The following is a 24,647-nucleotide window of genomic DNA, read 5'->3' on the forward strand; positions in this document are numbered from 1 at the left end:
CGATAATGTGGGTTATGTAAAGTAACTTGTAGTTATTTTGAGATGTTATGTGTGCAAGGCTAACGCTCCGGCCAACCACTCCGCTTTTACCCACAGGGCATAAGTCAACATGCGATTCAAGCAAAGAACGCTCTCATCGTGTTTCCTATACCATGGGGACGGCTTCAGCTAAATTGTTCTAAACGAAAGAATAACCTTAGTTACCACACGACAATGTAGTCATATAACTTTTTCTTCGAGTGATTCACTCATCTTGCTAGGACTCCTATGAATAAAAAAACCGTTCCTTAGCATGTGTTCGTTACAATACCTGAATGTAGCACATTATTTAGTAATGCAATGGTTGTAGAGTGTGAAGCACTTATCTCACTACTATATTCATCCTGATAAATAGTAGTTGATGTACTTAGGATATTTGATACTTACAGTGATAAACATTGTAGTATTATCACATAGCGGAGGGAATGTGCGGAGACTCCTAAACGGTTCGCAGGCTAAACCCATGACTTTTCCTGTCATAACACCTGCACTTGCACGTCTTGTGCATCGCATGACGTGCTGAAGCTCCGCTAAAAAGTGCTCTTCTTTTTAGTTAGCTGAAGCCGCTCCCATGGAACGCGCAGCATATTCCCACAGCGACTTGTCTTGCACATAACAAACAGTCATACTCAGTCCACAGAGAAATGCGTTTTACATAACCCACAGTACCGGCACCTTGGTTAGTAGTGACGTTTATTGCTAAATGACTTTTCACAGCCATTGTAGTCGAAACTATTATTTTTTTTGCTTATGACGAAAAGGCGCAACCACGTTCGTTGCGCCTCATTGCACTATTTTATTCTTCTTCACTGTCGTCTGATTTCTCACCGATTACTTCCGGTTCGGTTGGCTCTTCTTCGGTGGTTTCTTCTGGTTCTTCATCCGGAACCAGGATCGAAACTACTGCCGTATCACCATCTTCGACAATTTCAAAGTTACTTCCTGCTTTCAAGTCCGACACCATAATGCTGTCACCAATGCCCAGTTCAGAAACATCAACGGTTATCTGTTCCGGAATGTCACTTGGCTTAGCCGAGATAGAAAGTTCATATAATGGCTGCTGTAATACACCATTATCCTGTTTCACACCAATCGCTTCTCCTTCTAACACAATCGGTACTTGTACTTCCATTGCTTCTTTCATATTCACTGCATAGAAATCAGCATGTACTAAAGCATCCTTCAATGGATCGACTTGATATTCATGCAGCATAACATCTACTGAACCGCCATCCACCTGCAATGAGATAATGGCGTTTTTCCCTTCATCTCGAACGGTTTTTAATAGTTCAATACTATTAACAGAAATAGTCTGCGGCTCAACTTGGTAGCCATAGATAACGGCAGGAACCTCTCCTGAGGCCCTTAATGCCTTTGTATTTGAAATTTTTAAATCTTCTCTCTTATTTGCTTTTAACGCTATTGCCACTGTAAATCACCCTCCATAATTATTCACTTATACCGTTTTATATTTCCCGCGAATAAGGCAGGTTAAACCTATTTTTTCGCTTAAAAATGATAGATCGTTATTTCATGCATCATGTTCGAATGGACTACGATATGGCGTTACTTTGCTGCTTAAGCTCCTATCAATCAAATAAGATACTAACAGACTGGCGTTCATGCACGCGGATAATCGCTTCACTGATTAACGGTGCTACAGATAGCTGTGTCAGCTTATCTATTTGTTTCTCCTCATTTAACGGAATACTATTCGTTACCACTAACTCTTTGATCTTCGAATTTTCAATGCGTTCAATCGCCGGTCCTGACAAAACAGGGTGTGTACAGCAGGCGAATACTTCTTTGGCACCATTTTCAATTAAGGCGTTTGCTCCTAACGTAATCGTACCTGCCGTATCGATAATATCATCGATAAGGATAGCTGTCTTCCCTTCAATATTACCAACAATGTTCATGACCTCTGCGACATTCGGACGCGGTCTGCGTTTATCGATGATAGCAATGGGTGCCTTCAATCTTTCCGCAAGTTGTCGGGCACGTGTTACCCCACCATGATCAGGGGAAACCACCACAATATCATCTAAATCTTTCTTACTCCAATAACTTGATAAAATCGGTACCCCTACCAACTGATCCACCGGAATATCAAAGAAGCCCTGGATTTGTGGTGCGTGTAAGTCCAGTGTAATGACTCTTGTTGCACCTGCCACCTGTAATAAGTCGGCAACTAGCTTTGCAGTGATTGGTTCACGCGCACGCGCTTTGCGATCTTGTCGCGCATAGCCATAATAAGGGATGACGATATTAATCGATTTTGCGGAGGCCCGCTTTAACGCATCAATCATAATCAACAATTCCATAATATGCTGATTGCCTGGTTCACAAGTGGACTGCACCACATAGACGTCACAGCCACGTATACTCTCTTCAATATTGATTTGAATTTCTCCATCACTAAACTTGGTTACCGAGCTTTTACCTAATTCCACCCCAATATTAGCGGCAATTTCTTCTGCCAATTTTGGATTTGAGTTTAGTGTCAATACTTTTAAGGATGAATCCTCATAGGACATTTCGATACCTCCATGTGCTTCTTTATTTATATTTCTTTGCATATTCCTCTTTATTCACTTGTTTCGCTCGGCCAATCGATAATGCATTTCCAGGTACATCTTCATGGATGGTAGAGCCTGCCGCTATAAGTGCCCCCTTACCAATTCTTACAGGAGCAATTAAATTCGCATTACAACCGATAAACGCATCGTCTTCGATGAACGTTTTAAATTTATTCTTGCCATCATAGTTCACTGTAATTGTACCACAACCTACATTGACACCACTACCAATTTCCGCATCGCCAATATAACTAAGGTGTGAAACCTTACTGTTATTATCTACTTTTGCTTTTTTAATTTCAACAAAATTACCTATTTTCACGTCATTACCGATATCTGCTGCTGGCCGAATATGGGCAAATGGACCAATTTGCACCCTTTTTCCAATATAACTCTCGTTGGCCAAACTATGGCGCACCACGGTGCCTTCTCCAATATGACTGTCATTTACTTCTGAGTGAGGACCGATAATTGCATCAGCTTCTACTTTTGTGTTCCCTTTCAAAACAGTGCCTGGCTCGATTACCACATCTGCTGCAATTTCAACATCCACTCCGATATATGTATTGGCAGGATCGATAATAGTCACACCATTTCTCATATGGTGTTCATTCACTCTCTTTTTCATCAGCATCTCTGCCTTTGCCAACGCCACACGATCATTCACGCCAATTGTCTCATCAAAATTATCTGTCAGGAATGCCGCGACTTTTTGCTTTTGTTCCTGGGCGATTTGAATAACATCTGGCAGATAGTATTCCCCTTGAGAATTGTCATTAGACACCTGTTGTAATGCTGCAAACAACATTTCATTATCAAAACAAAAGGTGCCCGTATTGATCTCTTGAATAGCCTGTTCAGCTGGTGTTGCATCTTTATGTTCGACGATTTTATTTACCTGTCCGCTATCATCACGTACAATCCGACCGTATCCGGTTGGGTCATCTGCCACAGCAGTCAGAATTGTCACAGCTGCCTGTTCCGATTCATGGTGATCGAGTGCCGCCTGAATCGTCTCTTCTGTCAGCAATGGCGTGTCTCCACAAACCACAATGGTCGTGCCTTGTTTGCCTCCAAGATACTTCTCAGCCTGCTGAACGGCATGTCCTGTCCCTAGCTGCTCCTCTTGTACCACAAATTGTGCCGTATCACCGAGTTGTTCTTGGACTTTCTCAGCTCCAAATCCAACTACTGTAATGATATCTTCAAGACCCAACGGCTTTAATTGATCCACTACATGCTGCACCATTGGCTTTCCTAGTACAGGGTGAAGCACTTTATATAATTTCGATTTCATTCTGGTACCCTTACCTGCTGCAAGTACGATTGCATATCGATTAGACAAACCGATTCCTCCGTTCTATTCTTTTATCTCATGTATTATTATATCATTCATTTAGGTGTAAAACTCTCCAATTATGAATATAAACGAAATACAGGTGATTTTCAATAAAGACCGCTCAAAAATTCTGGAGGAATAGTTGGAAATTCGAGTATGTGAAAAATATGGAGGGGGTGCTGCCAGTAGACCGTGGGCATATTTTTTGCGCTAAGCCGGTGTTCCAAGAGCCTAATTACAATGATGGGCTCTGCAAGTTATGCAGGTGGATGCACCTATCTAGAAACAAAAAAGCCTAATCAATCGAATGATCAGACTTTTTTCCTTTTCTACGAAACTCCTGCTTCTTCATAGGTTACTTCTGTGCTCCCAGCACGTTCGTAAGCTTCTAATACAGCTTCTTGAATCTTTGCCCTTGTACCAGAATTGATCGGGTGAGCAATATCACGGAACTCACCATCAGGCGTTCGCTTGGAAGGCATTGCTACAAACTTGCCATTATTTCCGTCAATCACACGAATATCGTGCACCACAAATTCATGGTCCAAGGTAATGGAGGCAATCGCTCGCATCCTTCCATCGGTATTCACGCGGCGTAATCTAACGTCAGTTATTTCCATTATGGTTCACCACCTTTTCCCTATATAAGAACGTAATACATTAATTCAACAAAAGTTTTTAATTTCCTGCTTATTTTTAAAAATTTTTAGCTTTTGTCTTTTTTTATTGTTTTTTATATAAGGTTGGTGGTTAAATTCATCATCTTTTCCTATTGAAAGTAATTTCCCTTAATCACTTCGATCTGTTGATTATTCGAATCAACATTCTTAATTTGCAATAACGATGTATAGTCATCAACTACTCGTTCTTCTTCCTCATCCTCTGCCTCAGCCAATACGCCAATCGCTTTCACCTTGGCATCAAACTCTTTCAATAAGCTTTTGATACCATTAATCGTTCCGCCTGCCTTCATAAAGTCATCAATAATACACACATTCTCACCGGCGCGTAAACTGCGCTTGGATAACACCATGGTTTGAATTTTTTTCGATGAACCGGAGACATAATTAATACTAACGGTCGATCCTTCTGTCACTTTGGGATCACGACGGACAATAATGACGGGTACATTCAAGTAAGAGGCAGTAGCATAAGCAAGGGGTATCCCTTTGGTCGCCACGGTTACAATCGAGTCAATATTAAGCGTGGCAAACCGCGATGCAAACAATCGGCCAATTTCTCGGATGGTCGATGGGTCACCTAGTATATCACTCATAAATAGGTATCCACCAGGCAATATCCGTTCTGGATCTTCCAATTGCTGACACAGTGTTGCGACTACAGATTCGCTTATCTCGTTCCCTATCCTTGGCATATACCTTACCCCGCCAGATGCACCAGAATTAGATTCCAGCTGCCCGATACCCTCTATATGAAACACCCGATTAATAATGGCTAAATCCTCACTTATCGATGACTTAGCTGCCCCACACTTCTCAGAAAAAAACGGAAGAGAGATTAATTCCATTGGATGCTCCACCAAATAATTAGTCATCGAGACAAGACGATCACTTCTTTTCATTACCACACCCCAAAATCCGAATATTTTGAGATAAATATAACATTTTATACGTGTTTAATCAAGTGTTTGTTGCCACCCCTAATATTCGCACGATATATACTTCCTCACAAAAACCACGCAGACTGTTATAGATCCGGTTGGCACGAGTCTCTTGTTGTACCAGCCCGAAGACCGTCGGACCGCTGCCGCTCATCAATACGGCGTCGGCACCTGATTGTTTCATCTGCTGTTTGATTTGCTCTACCTCTGGGTTTTTAGGCAATGTGACAATTTCCAAAACATTTTTTAGGCGCTGACAAATTCCTTGGTAATCGGCTTGTTGGATAGCAGTTATCATTCCTTCGGTGTCTGGATGCTCGATTTCATCTAGCTGCAATGATTGGTACACAGATTGCGTTGATACACCTTGCGCAGGTTTGGCAAGTACAACCCAGCATTGTGGCGGCGGTGGCAGCTCCTCAATCTTTTCCCCTCTTCCTTTCGCTAAAGCCGTTGTGTTATATACACAGAAAGGAACATCCGAACCGATCTCTGCGCCTAATGAGGCTAACTCGCTTGTTCCGATTCCTAAATTCCATAAACGATTCAAGCCTCGTAAGGTTGCCGCTGCATCACTACTTCCACCTGCTAAGCCTGCAGCTACCGGTATCTGCTTATCAATGGCAATCCGCACCCCTTGTTTGACGTGATAACGATCCTTCAGGAATTTAGCAGCTCGATAAGCCAAGTTTCGTTGATCATTTGGTACAAAGCGATTTTCACTAACCACCTTGATGGTATCTTCTTGCAGTAAATGGAATTCCAGACGATCTGATAAATCAACAGTGGTCATAATCATCTCGATTTCGTGATATTGATCCTCTCTTTTGTAGAGGACATCTAATGTTAGATTAATTTTTGCAGGGGCCTTTTCAGAAATATACATGATTGATTCACCTTCTGGTTTTATTAATAATCATTTCTCTGCCTTTCTCGGCAGATCATTATTAGCAGCAAGTGTATCCACGTTTCCACTCACCTTCATTCATCTTACCTAAAGATACCACAAAAGGGATCAAGTGCGCAAAAAGGACAAAGTCTTTAGACTTTGTCCTTTTTCATGCTTTCTTCTGCAATTTGTACAGCTCTTTTCACCATATTCCCTGCATCTCTGGTCGTTATGCCGCCCCAGCCTTCTTTTTGAACAGTGTCATAAAAGCCCAATTCCTTGGCAAGTTCTTCTTTGAATTGATTAGACATCATGCTGCGTCTTCTAGCCATTGAAGTGACTCCCCTTCTGTCGTATCAACGACATTTATAGCTTATGCAAGACGTCCATATAGATACTCGGTAATAAAAGGTTGCCAAACCATATCACGTACAAAAGCTTTCGCTATCAGGAATTGAATGACAGCGAAAGCTTTTGTACTAACTTATATTATTTAGCTGGTTTCTTGCAGAAGCGGTAAATTGTTTTACTACTCCCCTGATACCGCCTCTAGTTTCTCCGTAAAGCTTAACTCCACAGTTTCGGTAAGAATATCTGCATAGCTATAAGACACACGTTCAAATGCATTTTCTTCTTGGTCAAGCTCCACAATAAAAACAGAAGGATACATTTCCGCTAATACGCCGCAACGCTCAACGATTTTTTTCCTTCCATCATTTGCTTTGATACGTAGACGTTTGCCCACATTTCCTTCTAAGCCTTGTTTAATCTCAACTAATGTTTTAGCCAATATACTCCACCTCACTAAGTATAATTATACCATATCCTTGTCCAACAGTCAATGAAAAATCTTTTATTATAACAATAGTTTTTATGACCTGTCAACAAAAAAATTTGCATATTTGCTAATTAGTTTTCCTTATTACCAGAAAATTATGTATATCAAAAGAAATAATTGAAATTTGGTTTTATTTTTCTACTTAGTACAGGCAAACTACCGCTAAGACGGATTGCGTAAATCGGACTATTTTCAAGAGTAATGAATTCCACTTTCCTTTTACTCATTTTATAATAAAACAAAGGCTAGGGGTCGCTTATTCCCTAGCTTGGTGGTATATTATTTATTTGTTGATAAAAATAATTAGCGATATCGGCAAATTCCTGCATACTTAAAGATTCCCCACGTCTTGTTCCATCAATCGCTGTATGTTGAAAACCAGCTTCCACTTGTTCCTTCGATAATTTTCCTTTGAAATGACGATTCAGGTTATTTCGGAGGGTTTTACGTCTTTGCTGAAAGCTTGCCTGGACTATCTCGAAGAAGAATGACTCATCACGGAGATCCACGGGTGGCTGTTGACGCTTTTCCAAATGCAACACAGCCGAATCTACGCGCGGCTGCGGGATAAAAACGGTAGTTGGCACCGTCATTTTCACACTAGCAACGGTATAATATTGGATAGCAATCGATAATGAGCCGTAATCTTTGGTGTTTTCATGGGCTGCCATCCGTTCTGCTACTTCCTTCTGCATCATTGCGGTTATACTGGAGAAAGGTAACTGACTCATCAGTAAATGCATAAGAATTCGTGTGGTAATATAATAAGGCAAGTTAGCCACCACTTTTACCGGTCGATCATCTTGGAAATAACCCTGCCACAAACTGGCGATATCAGCCTTTAAGATATCTTCATTAATAATTCGCACATTCGAATAGGATGACAGCGTATCCTTCAGGATAGGTACCAGGCGGCCATCTATTTCGAATGCCGCTACCTTGTGTGCCGCTATCGCCAATTGTTCGGTTAGAGCTCCAATGCCTGGACCTACTTCAATCGCATTTATTTCCTCGGAAATATTGGCATGTTGAATGATATTTTGAAGTATATTCACATCGATGAGAAAATTCTGACCTAAACTTTTTTTAAAGGAAAAACCGTATTTCTCTAAAATCTCTTTCGTACGCTTCGGTGTTGCTATTGCCTTTTGCTCACTCATTGGCCTCCCCCCGCATCATCTGTTGTATCACTTGTTCCAGTTCTTCTTTGTCTATTTTAAACATTTGTAACCTTTTTAGTAATTGTTTCCCATTGGGATGTCCAATCCTTAGCTGTTTGCTTAATTGAAGCCTTCTTTCTTTAGCTCCAGGTCCGCCAATCAAGCCATAGTCCATCAAATCGGCTTGGGAAAGATTCGATGTGTGTCCTTCATCTAATTCATAAACCTGACTTAATGCCTGTCGAAGCGTTGCAAACGAAGCATGTTCAATTCCAAGGCTATGATCTTTATTTCTTTTGGATGCTGCCTCTTCTCTTGTTAGAAAGGCATGTTTACAACCAGGGATATGCTGATTTATTATTTGCCTAATACGCTGACCAGGATAATCTGGATCTGTAAAAACAATCACCCCGCGCTTATTTTTGGCGTGGGCAATTTGAGCAAGTGTATCTTTATTAATCGCGGAGCCGTTGGTTTCGATCGTATCCACCTCAAACACCTGCTTCAATTTTGCGGTGTCATCCTTTCCTTCTACTACAATTACTTCCTTTATTTTTAGCAGGGGCTCACTCATTGTGTTTATCCTCCAATTACTTCTCACTAAACATTCATATTTTAGTGCGTGTTCAAAAATGCCGATAAATAGGACCTCGTTGGCTAAAACCTCAGGCGTCCTGGGACTGCGATTACTCGCCCCACCGAACCCATTTGTTGCAACGCCCACACTAGTACGTCCTGTACGTCGAAAGCTCAAGGCGGCGCAGTCTCCCGGTACCGGAACGTATGCTTTTCATACGTGAGGAACGGACTCACGCAGGATGTGTTGACTTCTACGTTGCCCACAGGACGTGGGCGGTCTTAGTAGAAGTTCCTATATCGCCAACGCAGAAATTCGCTGCGTCATTTTTGTTGGTCTTTTTGAACATCCTCTTTTAGTTTACCACAAATGGACTTTATTTTGATAACATCTCTTTCTTATAACAAATCCGGACAAACCCTACCACTAACCAAAAGTTGATACTGACTGCCGATTTGTTCCAAGTCAAAATCGGTCCATACACAGAGTTATATGCTTTCTACCGATAACAAAAACCTCCAACAGTTAGATTATGCTAACCGTTGGAGGTATTCGTTTAATCCATTATTTTTACCTGAACGTTTTTCATACCATAACTAGCGGCTTTTTGCGGAGAAGACATGTGCAAATCAATCTTATTGCCTTTAATGTTACCGCCCGTATCTCTGGCTATCGCATAGCCATAACCTTCTACCCAAACCTTTGTCCCTAAAGGAATCACGTTTGGATCTACTGCCACAACACCTTCAGGATTAGACTTCAAATCATAACCTGTGGCTGTTAAACCGCGGCCATCACAAGAAGCACAATCCCAGTTATAAGCCGTTGCTTTCATGTAAAGTGTTTTGCCTTCTTCTTCATTTCCTCCACGTGAAACATTTTCCGTTTTTTCAGCGGAGGCAGTCGTTACTGGTTCTGATTTTGGTTCCTGCTTTTTCTCTTTTGCATCATTTGATTCTGGTTTCTCTTGTTTAGGTTCTTGTTTTGCCGATTCTTCTTCCGTCTGAGCAGCTAGTACTTCCGTTTCCTCAACGGGTGCCTCTTCCATGGTTCCTACAGCAACAATCCTGTCTTCACTATCTTGTGTGACTTCTTCTTTCACTAGCTCGCGGGAGACTTCCTCACCATTCTCCATTACAACCTCATAATGTTTCTCTACGATTCCCGACTTTCCTTCTGAGACCACTTCTTCGGTCCCCTTTGCCAGAGAATCATCACTACGCTTTACCAATTTGGAGTCTTGCTTTTCTTCTACTACATCGGTAACTTTTTCTACGCGCACAATATTAATCCCTTGATCTCTTTCGATCAGGGCATCTTTTTCTGGTTCTACACGATCTAATTTTCCTAATTCAATGCTTTCTTCTACCAACAGCTCTTCGATCGTGCTTCCAGGTGATGTCAAGACTTCTTTCTGCATATCTTGATCATTGATGGTTACCTGAAATGCCTTATCGATTGACCAGGCAAGATCATCATCAATCGGTGTATCCAAAGCAATGGATAGATTATCTTTTTCGTCTACTTCTATTCCTTGCTCATTTAAAAATTCTTCCACGGTTGCGCTCGTTGTAAAATAAGATTGCGCTTCTCCATCCATTGTAACGGTAACTTCTTTCGCCGGTATATGTTCAATTTGCATGCCATCGACGACTAATGTATCTTGACTATGTGAAATGTCATCATGTTCTGCTATAGAAATGGATAGCTCATCCAGTACATCCTCCACTACATTAGCGTGTGTGCGGATACTGGTACTCTCGTCTGCCTGCACAACGGTGACTTCTGCTTTGGATAATTCATAAAAGGAAAAACAAATAAATCCGATAATAACAAATAAAGATAAGGCAAGCTTGAAGTCTGTGTTGTTTAAAAAACGACGAATACTAAATCTTTTCATGAACAGATTCCCCTCCTTTTACTCGCCGTTGTATTATATAAAGTTCCTTTACAAGTGTCAAACGGTTATTCTGCCTAATAAAAATGGCCAACCCCTTTGAAATCAAGAGGTTGGCTATCTATATACACATATATTTCATTTCATTTACAATCATGTAACACCGGTCAAAAAAGCAAAACACTTCCTATTTTTTTCACACTTCTATGCCGAAGAAACGCTTGGCATTCTCGGTTGTTTGCTCACTTAACTTCTCATAGCTTACGCCACGCAAATCAGCTATTTGTTCCGCAACTAAACGAACATAGGCCGGTTCATTTCGTTTACCGCGATTTGGATGAGGAGCCAAAAATGGACAATCTGTTTCAATTAACAAACGATCCATCGGTACATATTTCGCCACTTCTTTGGGTAAAGTCGCATTCTTAAACGTGACAGGTCCTCCTAATGAAATATAAAAACCCATATCCAGACAAGTATCTACATAATCAATAGAATCATTATAACAATGCATAATGCCGCCTACTTCTTCCGCATGTTCTTCCTGCAGCACTCCGATAATATCCTCCGTTGCTTCACGATTGTGAATAATGATCGGCAGCTGTACCTTTTTAGCCAATTGAATTTGCTTGCGGAATACCGCTTTTTGTACATCTTTCGGGGATTTGTCCCAGTGGTAATCCAGCCCCATTTCTCCAAGCGCTACCACCTTGGGATGATCGGCCAGTTCTTCCAGCCAGACTAATTCTTTCTCTGTCATATCGATCGCATCAACCGGATGCCATCCTACCGCTGCATAGATATGGTCATACTGCTCGGCCATCTTGATTGCTTTTGGAATCGTTTCGTGGTCAAACCCTACGATAACCATATATTCGACACCTGCTTCTTTTGCCCGCTTCAATACTTCTTCTCTGTCCTCATCAAAATGAGAGACATTTAAGTGCACATGTGTATCAAATAACATCGAGTATCCTTCCTTTCTTCCTGCTACAAGAGGAAACGCTTATCCTGTTTCGATAAGCGTTTGTCCACTTTATTTTACTACCGAACCATTTGGCAGGTCAGAGGACACGGTGGCCAATGATAAGGAGCCATCTTCGTCTTCACCAGATAAAATCATGCCTTCTGATAATGCACCACGTAATTTGACAGGTTTCAGATTGGTAACACAAATCACCTTTTTGCCAATCAGTGACTCTGGTGTGTAATATTCGGCAATCCCTGAAATCACTTGGCGTTTTTCCGAACCAAGGTCTAATTGCAGACGCAATAGCTTATCCGCCTTTTTCATTTTCTCTGCTTGGACGACCTCGGCTACACGCAAATCAATGGACATAAATTGATCATAGCTGATTTCCTCTTTCGTCTCTTGCTCGTCTGATGCTTCAGGCTGTACCGGTGCCTTCATCGTATCTTTAATAGCCTGTACCTCTTCTTCAGCGTCCAAGCGCGGAAAAATAGGTGCTTGCTTATTGATTTTTGTACCTGATTTTAGTTTACCAAACGAAGCCAAACTATCCCACGTCGCATCTACTTCTGGATCTAATCCTAATTGTTCCAAAATCTTACGAGAAGTTTCTATGAAGATCGGCTGAAGAAGTGTGGCCACTATACGTAAACTTTCTGCCAAGTGAACCATGACACTCTCCAATTCACCACGCTTATCGTCTTCTTTTGCTAAAATCCAAGGCTGTGTTTCGTCAATATATTTATTGGTACGAGAAATGAATTTCCACACAGCGACTAAGGCAGCGTTAAATTGCATGCTATCCATTTCTTGCTCGTATGTGTTCACTGTTTCTGCTGCCAGTTCACGTAACGATGGATCAAATGTAGTCACATCCCCATGATATGCCGGAACCGTTCCGTCAAAATATTTGTTGATCATGGCAACGGTTCGATTCAATAGATTTCCTAAATCATTGGCCAAATCATAGTTAATCCGCGAGATAAAATCTTCTGGTGTGAAGACGCCATCACTTCCAAAAGGCATTTCACGCATGAGATAGTAACGGAGTGGATCGATCCCATAGCGTTCCACTAAGAATTCTGGATACACGACATTCCCTTTTGATTTAGACATTTTACCGTCTTTCATCAATAACCAGCCATGTCCGAAAATCATCTTAGGTATAGGTAAGTCTAACGCCATCAACATAATTGGCCAATAAATGGTGTGAAAACGAACAATCTCTTTCCCTACCATCTGGACATCAGCCGGCCAATATTTCTTAAATCTTTCTGACTGATTTTCATAACCGCCGAGATCAGGGTCATAACCTAACGCCGTAATATAATTGGACAGGGCATCGATCCAAACATATACGATGTGCTTAGGATCCGATTTAACCGGTATCCCCCAGCTAAAAGTCGTACGGGTGATCGCCAAGTCTTCTAGGCCCGGTTTGATAAAATTATTGATCATTTCATTTTTTCGTGATTCGGGCTGGATAAAGTCTGGATGCTCTTCATAATACTGCAGCAGACGATCCGCATATTTACTCATACGTAAAAAATACGACTCTTCTTTGATCCACTCCACTTCATTTCCACTCGGCGCAATGCCACCCGTAACATTGCCATCTTCATCACGATAAACTTCTTCTAATTGAGTCTCTGTAAAGAACTCCTCGTCAGATACAGAGTACCAGCCTGCATACTGATCCAAATAAATATCGCCTTGATCTTTTAATTTTTCAAAGATTTTCTGGATCACTTCTTCATGGTAATCATCCGTGGTACGAATAAATTGATCATTTGAAATGTTAAGTAGTCTCCATAAACCTTGAATGCTTTCAGCCATTTCGTCCACATATTCTTGCGGGGTTTGGCCAAGCTCGGTTGCTTTCTTTTCAATCTTTTGACCGTGCTCATCCGTTCCTGTTAAGTAAAAGGTATCAAATCCTTGCAGACGCTTATAGCGGGCGATTACATCGCATGCAATCGTTGTATAGGCATTTCCAATGTGTAATTTTCCACTCGGATAATAAATCGGTGTAGTGATATAAAATGCTTGCTTATCCTGTGACATGCTTTACCTCCTCGATTCGTTCTTAGTTCTTACATAAAAAAAGCGCACCATAATAAAGCTTCGATGTTTGAAGCTCGCTACTTTCTTTTCTGTATATAAATTAGTCTGCTTTTATTGTAGCGATTTTTCAACCATTTTTCCATTATTAAAGTAGTTTATCCATGAATTTTATCATTTAATCTTAGAAAAACGCAGAAATGCCGTCGGTCTTTGACGTTAATCCAGAATAGGTAGCAACTTTTAGCTATGGTGATTATTTTGCAAATCCTCGCCAGTTACCTGCGTTAGCCTGACAAACCCGCACGTGCTGTAAAGACCACAATCTGTAGCCTGGAGGAAAACGATAAACGTCTCAGAGATACTTGAGCCGTCGTTCTAAGTATGACGGCCTTTTTTCCGTGTTCTCTCGCTTTTTTGGCCGTCATTTTGATTATGACGGCCACTTTTTTGTGTTTTCCTGCTTTTTTGGGCGTCATCACAAACAGGCAATCCATCTTTTTTAATCATTTATCGATATTTACGCTTCTGTTAACGATTATTGGCGACAGTTTTTGTCGAATAATATTTTAACTTCCATTCTTGAAACCCCTTACTTTTAAAGTATTTTAAAAAATTTGAAAAAAAATACTTATTTCGTTTGACATTACTGGGAACTAATGGTATTATAACGCTGTAGGTGTCGAATTATGCCGAAAAAATATCAAAAGGGGAGAAATTTTAATGAAATCAACAGGTATCGTAAGAAAAGTAGATGAACTTGGCCGTGTCGTTATTCCTATCGAACTTCGCCGTACACTTGGAATTGAAGAAAAAGATGCCCTTGAAATCTACGTGGATGACGAACGCATCATCCTTCAGAAATACAAACCAAATATGACCTGTCAAATTACAGGCGACATTTCTGACGATAACTTTACTTTAGCAAATGGCAAACTTGTGCTTAGTCCAGAAGGTGCCAAGGAACTTGTAGAAGAAATTCAAAAAAAACTTGATTAATTCAACGATGTGGTATATCTAGCAATTAGCTGATATGAGATCTATAGATTCAAAAAAGCACGGTCATCATGTTTGACCGTGCTTTTACTATGTCTATTGAATATGATAGGCCGTATATACATCCCTTTTCGGTAATTGTCGTGTTTTGGCCACTTGTTTGATCGCTTCTTTGCTGGTGCATTCTCTCTCTTTCATCATCTGTTCGACATGCTCTTTTACACTGAGCGATTCCCACCACTCCACTTCTTGCTGCTCTTGCTTGCCCTCGATAACAATGCAACATTCCCCTTTTAATGGGTGATCGCTTATCCATGCAGCCAGTTCCGGCAAATTACCACGCAAATATTCTTCGTATTTTTTGGATAACTCCCTTGCAATCGAAGCTTGGCGATTACCAAATCGTTCTGCTAGCTGTTCCATCGTTTGCGTTATCCTATGGGGAGATTCATACAGAATAAAAGTCGTATCCAGGCTTGCCAGCAATTCAAATGCCTGTTCACGCTCCTTGTTCTTTCGGGGGAGGAAGCCATAAAAATAAAAGGAAGAGGTAGATAAACCAGATCCGACTAGGGCCGGCAACGCCGCATTGGCACCCGGCAATACGATAACAGCAACATCCTGATCAATAGCCGCTTGAATCACTTCATAGCCCGGATCCGAGATACCCGGCATTCCGGCATCACTTACCAGGACAAGCGTCTGTCCTTCTGCTAACATAGCAAGGATTTGATCCTGTCTGGTGGCCTTGTTATGTTCATGGTAACTGATCATCCGCTTCTTTAGATCAAAATGATGCAACAGCTTTCCTGTATTACGAGTATCCTCCGCTAGCACGATATCTGCCTCTTCTAGTACACGCAACGCTCGGAAAGTGATGTCCTCTAAGTTTCCAATTGGCGTTGGAACAATATATAATACTCCTGCACTGTCATTTTGATAGCTCTTCTGGATTTGCATGGCCACCATACCTTTCTTTATGCTCATGGATCATTTGCTCTTTTTCTTTACGAGACAGTCGTTTGATGCTTGCCTCCAGGCGTAATGCCTCCGACTTTGTGGGGCATGTTTCGATAAATTGCAGTTCAAAAGGTGCCCTGCCCCTCGTATATTTTGCGCCCTTTCCTTGCTCATGCATAGCTAAACGCCGTTTGATATTATTGGTGTATCCTGTATATAAGGTGTGATCCTTACACTTGAGCATATATACATAGTGTGTGCTACTGTCTGTCATACATGATCCCCTCAAGTTCCTTTGTATAATTTCCTTGCTCATCAAACATATAAAGCGGTGGCAGCATTCGCAAATCCGGCTTTCCGTCTCTAATACCTTCAATCAAAAGAATGTTAGCTTCTTTTCCCATTTTAGGATAAACAAACTGCACACGCTTTGGCTCGATTTTATATTGGCGGAACAAGGTAATAATATCGACAAAGCGGGAAGGTCGATGTACCATCGCCAGCTTGCCTCCCGATTTTACCAGCTTACTGCAGGCTACCATAACATCTTCTAAAGAGCAGGAAATCTCATGCCTGGCAATCGTTAAATAATCATTATCATTGTGATGCAGTTGATTTTTTGTTGGAAAATAGGGAGGATTAATGGTAACTAGATCAAATTTATTGTTTTTGAAATGAGCTGGCATGTCTTTTAGATCACTGTGTATCATATCAATCTGTGTTTGCAGCTGGTTCAACTGGATGCTGCGCTTGGCCATGTCATATAACCGTGCTTGAATTTCTACCCCTGTAATCGGAACAATCGTTTTTCTAGCCAATAGTAACGGGATGACGGCATTCCCGCTGCACAAATCCAAAATCTTACCTCGCTTTTTCGGAACAGAGGCAAACTCACTTAATAACACCGCGTCCGTCGAAAAAGCAAACACAGTGGGGCTCTGAATAATTTGCATCGATTGATCGATCACTAAGTCATCTATACGTTCATCGTCTTTAAGTTGCATAGGCTTACTCCTTATTTCATGTCACATAACTTCTCTTTTTTCAGACAAAAGGCTGACATCTTCTATTGTCAGCCTTTTTGCCACCAAGTGCTTTTATTTCGTTTTATTTAAAAATAGCAAGCAGAATAAACAATCGCCTTCCTGCCTCGGGCTACCAAAGTGGACATTGCAAATATGGAAGCCTTCTTCATAAAGTCTTGCCAGATTATCATATCCTTCCCCAATAGCAGTTGGATCCTCATTTTCTTCGTCTTGCTTCTCTTGTATCTCTGTTTCATGATCCAATCGTTGTCTCAGGTGATGATTCTCCATTTCTAAACGATAATTCTCTTCTAACATTTCTCCTAAGTGTTGCTTTAAATCTCCAAGTTGTTGATATAATTGACCGATTTGTTCTTCCATATCCGATACTTGTTCAAATAATTCCTTTTTCTTCACGTCACTTCCACCCCATTATTCTGTGCCCTGGGTACTGATAACTCCTTCATCTATCAATTCATCTAAAGTATATTCGACTACGCGTTCTTTTTCTGGTATTTCAATTTGAATGAGTCGTTCTAAAATGTTCAAGCCGACTACTTTACCATCACCATAGCTTGTTTTGATGGTTTCGCCCAAATCTGGAAGCTCTTTTTTGGCCGTCTCATAATCGTCATTCTCATACTTGAGACAGCACATCAATCGTCCACACAACCCGGATATTTTAGAAGGATTCAATGATAAGTTCTGGTCTTTCGCCATTTTAATCGAAACCGGTTCAAAATCACCTAAAAAAGTAGAACAGCAGAGCATACGACCACATGGCCCTATACCACCTAATAACTTCGCTTCATCCCTGACACCAATCTGCCTTAGCTCAATCCGAGTTTTAAACACCGATGCCAAGTCTTTGACAAGGTTGCGAAAATCGACCCGACCATCTGCCGTAAAATAAAAGATGACCTTATTTCGATCAAATGTATATTCCACATCAACCAAATTCATCTCAAGTTCGTGGTCTTTAATTTTCTGTTGACAAGTCTGATAAGCCTCTTCGGCAATATCTTTATTCTCTACGACGGTTAACTTGTCCTTATTATTAGCGATGCGAATCACTTTTTTTAATGGCAAGACAACATCCTCTTCGTCTACCTGTTTATTCGGTACAACGACCTTACCAAACTCTACACCTCGAACCGTCTCCACGATGACATATTCATCTGTTTCCATCGCTGTACTATCTGGATCAAAATAATATATTTTACCCGCTTTTTTAAAACGGACACCAATGACTTCTATCACTATTTTTCACCTCTGTATTTGAAGTGTTAGTTGCTCCATCACCAACTGTGGATGCACATTTTGTTCCAGCTTTCGTTTGGCATGCATGATTTCCTGCAAATGATCCGTGACTTGTGCCAAAGACCATTGCATACTGCCTGTTTCAAGTTTCTCACGATGCTGAACAAATACTAACTCCGAAGACTCATCCAAATGGTAATGTACGATATCTCGAAACCATAAGAGTAATAAATCCAGGCCTTCTTGTAATTGTACTCGCTCTTTAAAATGTGGCATCCATTGGGTATGCACAAAAATTGGCACTTCATTTGGATTTTGTTGAAGCATTTCTATCAATTGTACCACTATTTTTCGTGACTGTGCAAACCAAGTATCCTTACTCTTTTCGAGGGCTGCACTCAAATTATTTGTCATAGCTGTCAGAAGCCTTGCATTTGCTAAGGAGAGCCCTTCTTCTTGCAATTTTTCCTCGAGCCGTTTTGATTGTAACGGTGTAAAAGAAAGCATCTGACATCTCGAACGAATTGTTGGTAAAATGGCCTGACTATTTTCTGTAAGTAAGATGGCTGTCGTCTGCTGACTTGGTTCCTCCAAGAATTTCAATAAACGATTGGAGGCATTATCTGTCATTTTATCAGCCTGATCAATAATATAGACCTTTTTATTCGATTCTAGTCCTGTATAGGTGAATTCTTTTTGGAGATGCAGAATCTGTTCTTTCTTAATACTGGCACCATCTGGATAAATGACATGCAAATCAGGGTGGTTCCCGCTCTGGATCCTCCTGCAATCTCGACACTGATAACAAGGTTCTACACCCGTACGCTCTTGACAAAAAATACTCATGGCAAGTAGCTGTGCCAGCGTAAATTTCCCTGTTCCCTTATCGCCATGAAATAAATAGGCGTGAGATATTCGTCCTTTATTGATGCTATTCATCACCATTTTACTGACAATGGGCTGTGTCTGTAGCATGTCTGACCAATGTACTTCCATGGTATAGCCTACTTTCTTCTATAAAATATACTTGTTCTTTGTTTTCGTGTGCGTGTGTTCTGAAGTTCTCTATCTACACCGCCTCATCAGCAATTAATGACGATAATGAAGTTGATGTTTGCTAGCCCTGCAATTGTCATTCTGCATCTTATATTGCTATGAAAGTTAGAACAGCCCCCGTCCGGTCCTTTATTACTATATAAGTTGAACGCATAAATGGATCAAGCGCACCTATCCGATATCCATGAGAAATTATTGCATTCCACTTATATCATCAAAAGAACATACTGACTACCGATAAGTTCCAGGTCAACATCATTCCAAGTCCTATTATACCAAGGATTTTATACTTTCTGTTAAAAAGACCAAGGTGGATGGATCAGAGACATCCAGCCACCTTGTGCTCATGTATATAGGTTAACAAGTAGTCCCTTAATCTCCCCAATTAGATCTAATATCTGAACGGAATGTTTTTCCTGGTCCATTACCGACTCGGTTAATTCGAGCAACTTATCGTCGATTTCTTCCACAATCGTTAAGGGACGATTTCCCCCGTCCGGCGTAAAGCTATGCGATTTCTTTAAGGCCATGCCATAATCAACGGCTTCTTTGACGAACTTTTTCACTAGCCGTTTGTAAGCTGCTAAGTCTTTGAAGGAACGAAAGCGAGCAACCCTCTGACCCTGGGCCGTTAACGCCGACATTAACTGCTGCAGCTGATTCTGCTGCAACTGGGCGGACTGTTGCTTGACGACAGTGTCAAAAGGTTTCCCAGTTGTTCGTGCTTGTGTATCCTGTTTCTGTAATCCTTCTAATTGCGTGCGCATATCCTGAGTAATCTTCATAATCAATGCTTACCTGCCTTTTTAGAACTGATGGAACGATTCAACTGGTACGATAAATACAGTAGCCCCGCCAACTTCTACATTAATGGGACGTGGAATATAAGAATCTGCGTTGCCACCCATTGGTGAGACCGGTGAAACCAATTGCTCACGCTTACTACAATTATCTTCGATCACCTCGAGTGCCTGTTCCACATACTTGTCCTCACAGCCAATCATTAAGGTCGTATTGCCTTCCTTTAAAAACCCGCCAGTTGAGGATAGCTTGGTCGTTTTATATTGATTTTCACTTAACGCGTCGATCAGACGATTACTATCTTTATCCTGTACTACGGCCATAATTAACTTCACTTTAATCTCCCCCTTGGTTTAGGTAAGATGTGCTTTAATTTTGTTATATGCTTCTTGCTCTACTTTTATTATATCAAATTTTGCATCAATTCTCTCGATTCGATTTGGAAATTTTTTAATTAATGTTTGATAAGCTTGATAAACTTGACGGTGAAAAGCCAACGATTCTAAATCTAATCGATTTTGTTCCCGCTCAGCGTTGGTAGTAATTCGTTTTAATCCTTCTTCCGGCTCAATATCAAAAAACAATGTCACATCGGGCATATGGTTCTGGATCGCAAACTGATTAATTTGAAACACTTCATCGATACCCAAGCCCCTTGCTGCCCCTTGATAAGCCAAACTGGAATCAACAAATCGATCGCATAATACAATTTTACCTTCTGCCAGGGCCGGCTGAACCTTCTCAACCAAATGCTGACGACGAGCTGCTGCAAATAATAATGCCTCTGTTCTTGGGTCCATCTGGGCATTATCCGTATATAACACGACATCACGGATACGTTCCGCAATTGGAATACCACCTGGTTCTCTTGTTGCAAGTACTGGATAGCCCTCTTCTGTCAAACGTTGCGCCACTCGTTTTAAAACCGTTGTCTTACCGGCGCCTTCTCCACCTTCAAATGTAATAAACACGTTCATTCTCCTTCTGCTGCTTCATAGACATAGATTCCTTTATGAGGATTGCTTGGTTGAAAACCAATAGACAATTGAAATAATTGTTTTATTTTCGCTACCGTGGCTCCTTTAATTCGCTCTCCTTTGGCAATCAGCGGAATACCTGGAGGATAGGGAATGATCGCCTCAGCGGCTATTTTTCCTGCTGCTTCCTCCCAGCGACACCAACGAGTATGCTGTTGATTCATCTGCTGATAAGATAATGCCAAAGAGACAGTTTCCTCTTCAAAAAATAATGGATCTACATCTATTTTAGCATGACGGATATGTTTTAAGCTATCCCTGATTGTTGCCAATCGCTTTTGCAGCTGTTCTAATGGATAAACTGGTTCTAATCCAAATATAAATAATACATGACGATCCGTAATAAGCTCTGGATAGATACCTTGTTCTTCAAAAAGGGCTTGAACCTGACTGGCTGATAGATGATCATGGATACGCAATGTCATTTTAAGCGGATCATCATTCACTTCCACCTCCCAGTAGTCAGGAGCAACAAAACATTCCTGAACTGCTTTTATATATCGAAGCGTCTGTTTATATTGCACCTCTGTATAATTTGCCAAGTAATAACGAGCAAGGTCTAAGCTGACCATCAGTGGATAAGAAGGACTGCTTGACTGCAGCAATTGTAAATAATAGTGAACTCGCTCCAACGGTACGGCTGATGTATATACATGAAGATAAGCAGACATGGTCATTGCTGGAGTCATTTTATGAGCAGACTGAACCACGACATCTGCGCCTAACTCCCCTGCCGATGGAACGGAAACAAAAGGAAGCGAGAAATGACACCCATGCGCCTCATCGATCAACACAAATGTATCACTACGATGTGCCAGATCAATGACTTCCTTTAAAGGAAATACATCACCAAAATAATCTGGATAAGTAAGAATAATAGCCTTAGCTTCTGTATAGTTAGTGAGAGCCTGTTTTATCGAGCTAGTCGACGGTGCGATATATCTTTGTTTGAGCTTGTCATAAGATGGCGGCAAGAAGATCGGTTTTACCCCAGCCAGCTCCATCCCATGCAGAATCGATTTATGGCAATTTCGCTGTACCAATACCATATCACCTGGTTGACAACACGCCAAGATCATCGTCAGATTCCCTACGGTACTTCCATTGATCAGAAAAAAGGTATGCAAGGAATGAAACCATTCACTAGCAAGTTCTTGGGCATCTGCTATTACCCCTTCTGGTGCATGCAGATCATCTAGTCCATTTAATTCTGTTATATCTAACGACAGTAATGATTGAAACTCAGCCAAACCCTGCTCTGCAAAAAGTTTGCCATTTTTATGTCCAGGAACGTGAAAAGAGATTGGTTGGGCATCGGCAAATTGTTTTACTGCTGCATACAATGGTGTCTGTTGTTGATTAGCAATCATCCCTCACCTCTTTCTTTGAGTATAGAAAAAAATAGAATCACGCTTACTGATTCTATTATATCGTATAGGTTGATTGATTAATAGCACGCAACTTACCTACATAATAGGAGTAATGATCCTCATCTGGTCGTACAGAAATAATTTCTTGCTCACACTCATGGCACAAATACATTTGATATAAGAAGATTCCATTGTTTTTCCGTTGCTCACATACACCACATCTGTGATAGGTTTTATGATCATTCATTGCTTCCACCTCCATCACTTAGTATAACCCGATCTATTAAAAGGTATACAAAGAATCATAGACTTTATGTTTCACGTGAAAAAAGTGATTTTTTTCTTCTACAATATTTCTTTCTGTGTTATGATAAATCCATGTCAGCCCCTTATAATTTGAGATGCAGAAGGAACTGCCACCCTCTAAATTATAAGGTTTTTTGCTTGTACTTTACCCCCTGCAGCATGATATAACGGCAATTGGTAAAGAATAAGCAGTGGCAACGCGAAATTTGAATACCATAAGGATGGAAGATAATGAAAAAATTTATCATACTTATATTATGTCTGTGCGCTTTGTTTTTTATCCTAGTCAAAGGAATTAATCCTTTTACTGCCGATAAGGAAAGTAGAGAAGAACAATTAGAAGCAAAGGCACCAGAAACATACAGTAACTTTTATCAAAAATTAGTAAATGGTGAAGTGGAAAAAATAAAATTAGTTGGCGACAGTATAACTGCAGGGGTCGGTGCGCAATACTTACTGATGCCAGATGTTAATCAAGTTATTTTTGAAAATCAAGAAGAAGTATATCGAGAAGCAGGATTTGAGGCAAATTCTTGGTCGAACTTATTCAGAAATTATATTAACGAATTTTTCCCGGATGTAGAGTTTGTCAATGCTGGAATTTCTGGAAAATCTGCCAAATGGGCAAACCGGCACAAAGAGCGCTGGGTTGGCGATGAAGATGTGGTTTTTGTTATGTTAGGGACAAACGATAGATGGGACAGTCAAAATACACTGGAGCTTAAAGATAATCTAACGAGCTTTCTGGAGTATGTAGATGCGAACAGTGAGCAAATGATTGTGATGAGTCCACCACCCGCACTATCTGACGGCCAAAATGAACGATATCATTTTGGTACCGAAGAAATCAATCAGGTGGTGAAATCGATCTGCCGAGCTCATGGTTATCAGCTTATTTCTCATTATGACGCCATGACCAATTACGCATCAAGTCAAGGGGTAGCCCTTGAAAAACTCTTACAAACAACAGGCTCTCACCCTATCGATGCTGGCTATCGTGTCATTTGGGAACACATTAAATCGGAATTAACTTTGTATGATCGTAATGAGCTATAATTGTTTTTCATGATTATCAGGGAAAATGATGATCGATTAAGAAAAGGAGATTGATTTTGTGAAACAAAAACAGGAGGTTTCGAAAAGGCATAGCCTGATTAGTTACCTCTCCTTAACCATAGGAATCGGTTGTTTTTTTATTGTTTTTGTACCTTTTACCAGGATCGCTAACAACGGCAGCTTAATTGGAGATGTCCTCACATTCCTTCTTTCTGTTGCAGGTATCCTGCTATCTATTGCCGCACTGTTAAATAAAAAAGAAAAAAAGATCATTCCAATTATATCCTTCCTTCTTTCTTCGTCTTTCTTTTTGTTTTGGATCATTGCAGCTTTTTTATTGATTACTGGTCAAATGGACTTCGCTCCATAATGCATATAAGAAAAACCGGGCAAACTCCGTCCATTCTTCTATTATACCCGAAACGAGATACTGACTGTCGATAAGACGGATGATGTTAAGTAGCTTCTTTTTTTAGAATATTATGTTATACTCTCTCTATCATAAAAAAAGAAGCTCATTAATCATTTTATAGATTAATAAGCTTCTTTTTTACTGTTTGCCTGGCAACGTCCTACTCTTGCAGGGGAAATCCCCAACTACCATGGGCGCTGAAGAGCTTAACTACTGTGTTCGGCATGGGAACAGGTGGGACCTCTTCGCTATCGTCACCAGACTTTCTTTTGATAAGGACAAGACATATTATAACGCATGCCTTATACGAAATGCAAGTGTTTTTTATATACTTTCAAAACTAGATAAGAATTCATCGGACAAGCCAACATCATGTATAGATAAGTCCTCGATCGATT

General features: G+C 40.7%; 27 protein-coding genes and 1 rRNA gene. 3 read left to right on the forward strand and 25 right to left on the reverse strand.

Translation table 11 applies throughout. The features are described 5' to 3' along the window. Positions 1-835 precede the first annotated feature (835 nt). The 13 genes from BN6556_RS00420 to metG form a co-directional block, all read right to left on the reverse strand. Positions 836-1,468, reverse strand: a complete 633-nt coding sequence (locus BN6556_RS00420; RefSeq protein ID WP_066185694.1) for a 50S ribosomal protein L25/general stress protein Ctc — start codon at positions 1,466-1,468, stop codon at positions 836-838. Positions 1,469-1,628: 160 nt separating this feature from the next. Next, positions 1,629-2,576, reverse strand: a complete 948-nt coding sequence (locus BN6556_RS00425) for a ribose-phosphate diphosphokinase (protein ID WP_066185778.1) — start codon at positions 2,574-2,576, stop codon at positions 1,629-1,631. Between the two features lie 22 nt (positions 2,577-2,598). Beyond that, the gene (gene glmU, locus BN6556_RS00430) at positions 2,599-3,963 is read right to left on the reverse strand and encodes a bifunctional UDP-N-acetylglucosamine diphosphorylase/glucosamine-1-phosphate N-acetyltransferase GlmU (protein WP_066185700.1); all 1,365 of its coding nucleotides are present in this window, start codon (positions 3,961-3,963) and stop codon (positions 2,599-2,601) included. Positions 3,964-4,286: 323 nt separating this feature from the next. Then, the gene (gene spoVG / locus BN6556_RS00435; RefSeq protein WP_066185701.1) at positions 4,287-4,577 is read right to left on the reverse strand and encodes a septation regulator SpoVG; all 291 of its coding nucleotides are present in this window, start codon (positions 4,575-4,577) and stop codon (positions 4,287-4,289) included. A gap of 149 nt (positions 4,578-4,726) precedes the next feature. Next, positions 4,727-5,539, reverse strand: a complete 813-nt coding sequence (gene purR / locus BN6556_RS00440; RefSeq protein ID WP_066185702.1) for a pur operon repressor — start codon at positions 5,537-5,539, stop codon at positions 4,727-4,729. A 58-nt stretch (positions 5,540-5,597) separates the two neighbouring features. Further along, complete coding sequence (ispE, locus tag BN6556_RS00445) at positions 5,598-6,464, reverse strand: 4-(cytidine 5'-diphospho)-2-C-methyl-D-erythritol kinase (protein ID WP_066185706.1); 867 nt, start codon at positions 6,462-6,464, stop codon at positions 5,598-5,600. A 155-nt stretch (positions 6,465-6,619) separates the two neighbouring features. Further along, the gene (locus BN6556_RS00450) at positions 6,620-6,799 is read right to left on the reverse strand and encodes a small, acid-soluble spore protein, alpha/beta type (RefSeq protein WP_066185708.1); all 180 of its coding nucleotides are present in this window, start codon (positions 6,797-6,799) and stop codon (positions 6,620-6,622) included. A gap of 197 nt (positions 6,800-6,996) precedes the next feature. Next, a complete protein-coding gene (gene veg / locus BN6556_RS00455) occupies positions 6,997-7,257 on the reverse strand; it encodes a biofilm formation stimulator Veg (RefSeq protein WP_066185711.1) in 261 nt (86 codons plus the stop codon). 311 nt (positions 7,258-7,568) lie between these two features. Then, entirely contained in the window at positions 7,569-8,465 is an 897-nt protein-coding gene (rsmA, locus tag BN6556_RS00460; RefSeq protein ID WP_066185716.1) for a 16S rRNA (adenine(1518)-N(6)/adenine(1519)-N(6))-dimethyltransferase RsmA, read from the reverse strand. After that, positions 8,458-9,039 (reverse strand): ribonuclease M5, encoded by a 582-nt coding sequence (gene rnmV / locus BN6556_RS00465; protein WP_066185719.1) that lies wholly within the window; start codon positions 9,037-9,039, stop codon positions 8,458-8,460. Before rnmV ends, rsmA begins: the two co-directional genes overlap by 8 nt. Before the next feature lie 559 nt (positions 9,040-9,598). Then, positions 9,599-10,942, reverse strand: a complete 1,344-nt coding sequence (locus BN6556_RS22700) for a ubiquitin-like domain-containing protein (RefSeq protein ID WP_066185722.1) — start codon at positions 10,940-10,942, stop codon at positions 9,599-9,601. A gap of 193 nt (positions 10,943-11,135) precedes the next feature. Further along, positions 11,136-11,906, reverse strand: coding sequence for a TatD family hydrolase (locus BN6556_RS00475; protein ID WP_066185725.1), 771 nt, complete (start codon positions 11,904-11,906; stop codon positions 11,136-11,138). A gap of 69 nt (positions 11,907-11,975) precedes the next feature. Further along, positions 11,976-13,973, reverse strand: coding sequence for a methionine--tRNA ligase (gene metG / locus BN6556_RS00480; protein ID WP_066185728.1), 1,998 nt, complete (start codon positions 13,971-13,973; stop codon positions 11,976-11,978). A gap of 720 nt (positions 13,974-14,693) precedes the next feature. Here metG and BN6556_RS00485 point away from each other — a divergent pair. Next, a complete protein-coding gene (locus BN6556_RS00485) occupies positions 14,694-14,969 on the forward strand; it encodes an AbrB/MazE/SpoVT family DNA-binding domain-containing protein (RefSeq protein WP_066185731.1) in 276 nt (91 codons plus the stop codon). A 93-nt stretch (positions 14,970-15,062) separates the two neighbouring features. On the opposite strand, the gene rsmI is transcribed toward BN6556_RS00485, so the two are convergent. The 11 genes from rsmI to BN6556_RS00540 form a co-directional block, all read right to left on the reverse strand. Then, complete coding sequence (rsmI, locus tag BN6556_RS00490; protein WP_316245302.1) at positions 15,063-15,953, reverse strand: 16S rRNA (cytidine(1402)-2'-O)-methyltransferase; 891 nt, start codon at positions 15,951-15,953, stop codon at positions 15,063-15,065. Next, positions 15,898-16,200, reverse strand: coding sequence for a GIY-YIG nuclease family protein (locus BN6556_RS00495; protein WP_066185737.1), 303 nt, complete (start codon positions 16,198-16,200; stop codon positions 15,898-15,900). The genes rsmI and BN6556_RS00495 overlap by 56 nt, the downstream gene beginning before the upstream one ends. After that, entirely contained in the window at positions 16,187-16,930 is a 744-nt protein-coding gene (locus tag BN6556_RS00500) for a tRNA1(Val) (adenine(37)-N6)-methyltransferase (protein ID WP_066185740.1), read from the reverse strand. The genes BN6556_RS00495 and BN6556_RS00500 overlap by 14 nt, the downstream gene beginning before the upstream one ends. Positions 16,931-17,023: 93 nt before the next feature. Next, entirely contained in the window at positions 17,024-17,332 is a 309-nt protein-coding gene (gene yabA, locus BN6556_RS00505; protein WP_392388577.1) for a DNA replication initiation control protein YabA, read from the reverse strand. A gap of 51 nt (positions 17,333-17,383) precedes the next feature. Then, positions 17,384-18,211: a PSP1 domain-containing protein gene (locus tag BN6556_RS00510; RefSeq protein ID WP_066185746.1), complete on the reverse strand. Its 828-nt coding sequence runs from the start codon at positions 18,209-18,211 to the stop codon at positions 17,384-17,386. Positions 18,212-18,217: 6 nt separating this feature from the next. After that, complete coding sequence (gene holB, locus BN6556_RS00515; protein ID WP_066185751.1) at positions 18,218-19,207, reverse strand: DNA polymerase III subunit delta'; 990 nt, start codon at positions 19,205-19,207, stop codon at positions 18,218-18,220. Between the two features lie 404 nt (positions 19,208-19,611). After that, positions 19,612-20,052 (reverse strand): YaaR family protein, encoded by a 441-nt coding sequence (locus BN6556_RS00520; RefSeq protein ID WP_066185755.1) that lies wholly within the window; start codon positions 20,050-20,052, stop codon positions 19,612-19,614. 21 nt (positions 20,053-20,073) lie between these two features. After that, positions 20,074-20,403 carry a cyclic-di-AMP receptor gene (locus tag BN6556_RS00525; RefSeq protein WP_066185758.1) on the reverse strand — a complete coding sequence of 110 codons (330 nt, stop codon included), beginning with the start codon at positions 20,401-20,403 and terminating at the stop codon, positions 20,074-20,076. A gap of 18 nt (positions 20,404-20,421) precedes the next feature. After that, entirely contained in the window at positions 20,422-21,045 is a 624-nt protein-coding gene (gene tmk / locus BN6556_RS00530; protein ID WP_066185761.1) for a dTMP kinase, read from the reverse strand. Next, positions 21,042-22,475: an aminotransferase class I/II-fold pyridoxal phosphate-dependent enzyme gene (locus BN6556_RS00535; protein WP_066185764.1), complete on the reverse strand. Its 1,434-nt coding sequence runs from the start codon at positions 22,473-22,475 to the stop codon at positions 21,042-21,044. The genes tmk and BN6556_RS00535 overlap by 4 nt, the downstream gene beginning before the upstream one ends. A gap of 55 nt (positions 22,476-22,530) precedes the next feature. Next, positions 22,531-22,722 carry a sigma factor G inhibitor Gin gene (locus BN6556_RS00540; protein ID WP_066185767.1) on the reverse strand — a complete coding sequence of 64 codons (192 nt, stop codon included), beginning with the start codon at positions 22,720-22,722 and terminating at the stop codon, positions 22,531-22,533. Between the two features lie 290 nt (positions 22,723-23,012). Between BN6556_RS00540 and BN6556_RS00545 the strand changes: the two genes are divergently transcribed. Beyond that, positions 23,013-23,837 (forward strand): SGNH/GDSL hydrolase family protein, encoded by an 825-nt coding sequence (locus BN6556_RS00545; protein ID WP_066185770.1) that lies wholly within the window; start codon positions 23,013-23,015, stop codon positions 23,835-23,837. Positions 23,838-23,895: 58 nt separating this feature from the next. Further along, positions 23,896-24,207, forward strand: a complete 312-nt coding sequence (locus BN6556_RS00550) for a hypothetical protein (RefSeq protein ID WP_066185773.1) — start codon at positions 23,896-23,898, stop codon at positions 24,205-24,207. 189 nt (positions 24,208-24,396) lie between these two features. On the opposite strand, the gene rrf is transcribed toward BN6556_RS00550, so the two are convergent. After that, positions 24,397-24,511: ribosomal RNA gene (gene rrf / locus BN6556_RS00555) — 5S ribosomal RNA — on the reverse strand. Positions 24,512-24,647 lie beyond the last annotated feature (136 nt).

The sequence above is a fragment of the Gracilibacillus timonensis genome, assembly GCF_900086715.1.
GTDB classification, from domain to species: domain Bacteria; phylum Bacillota; class Bacilli; order Bacillales; family Amphibacillaceae; genus Gracilibacillus; species Gracilibacillus timonensis.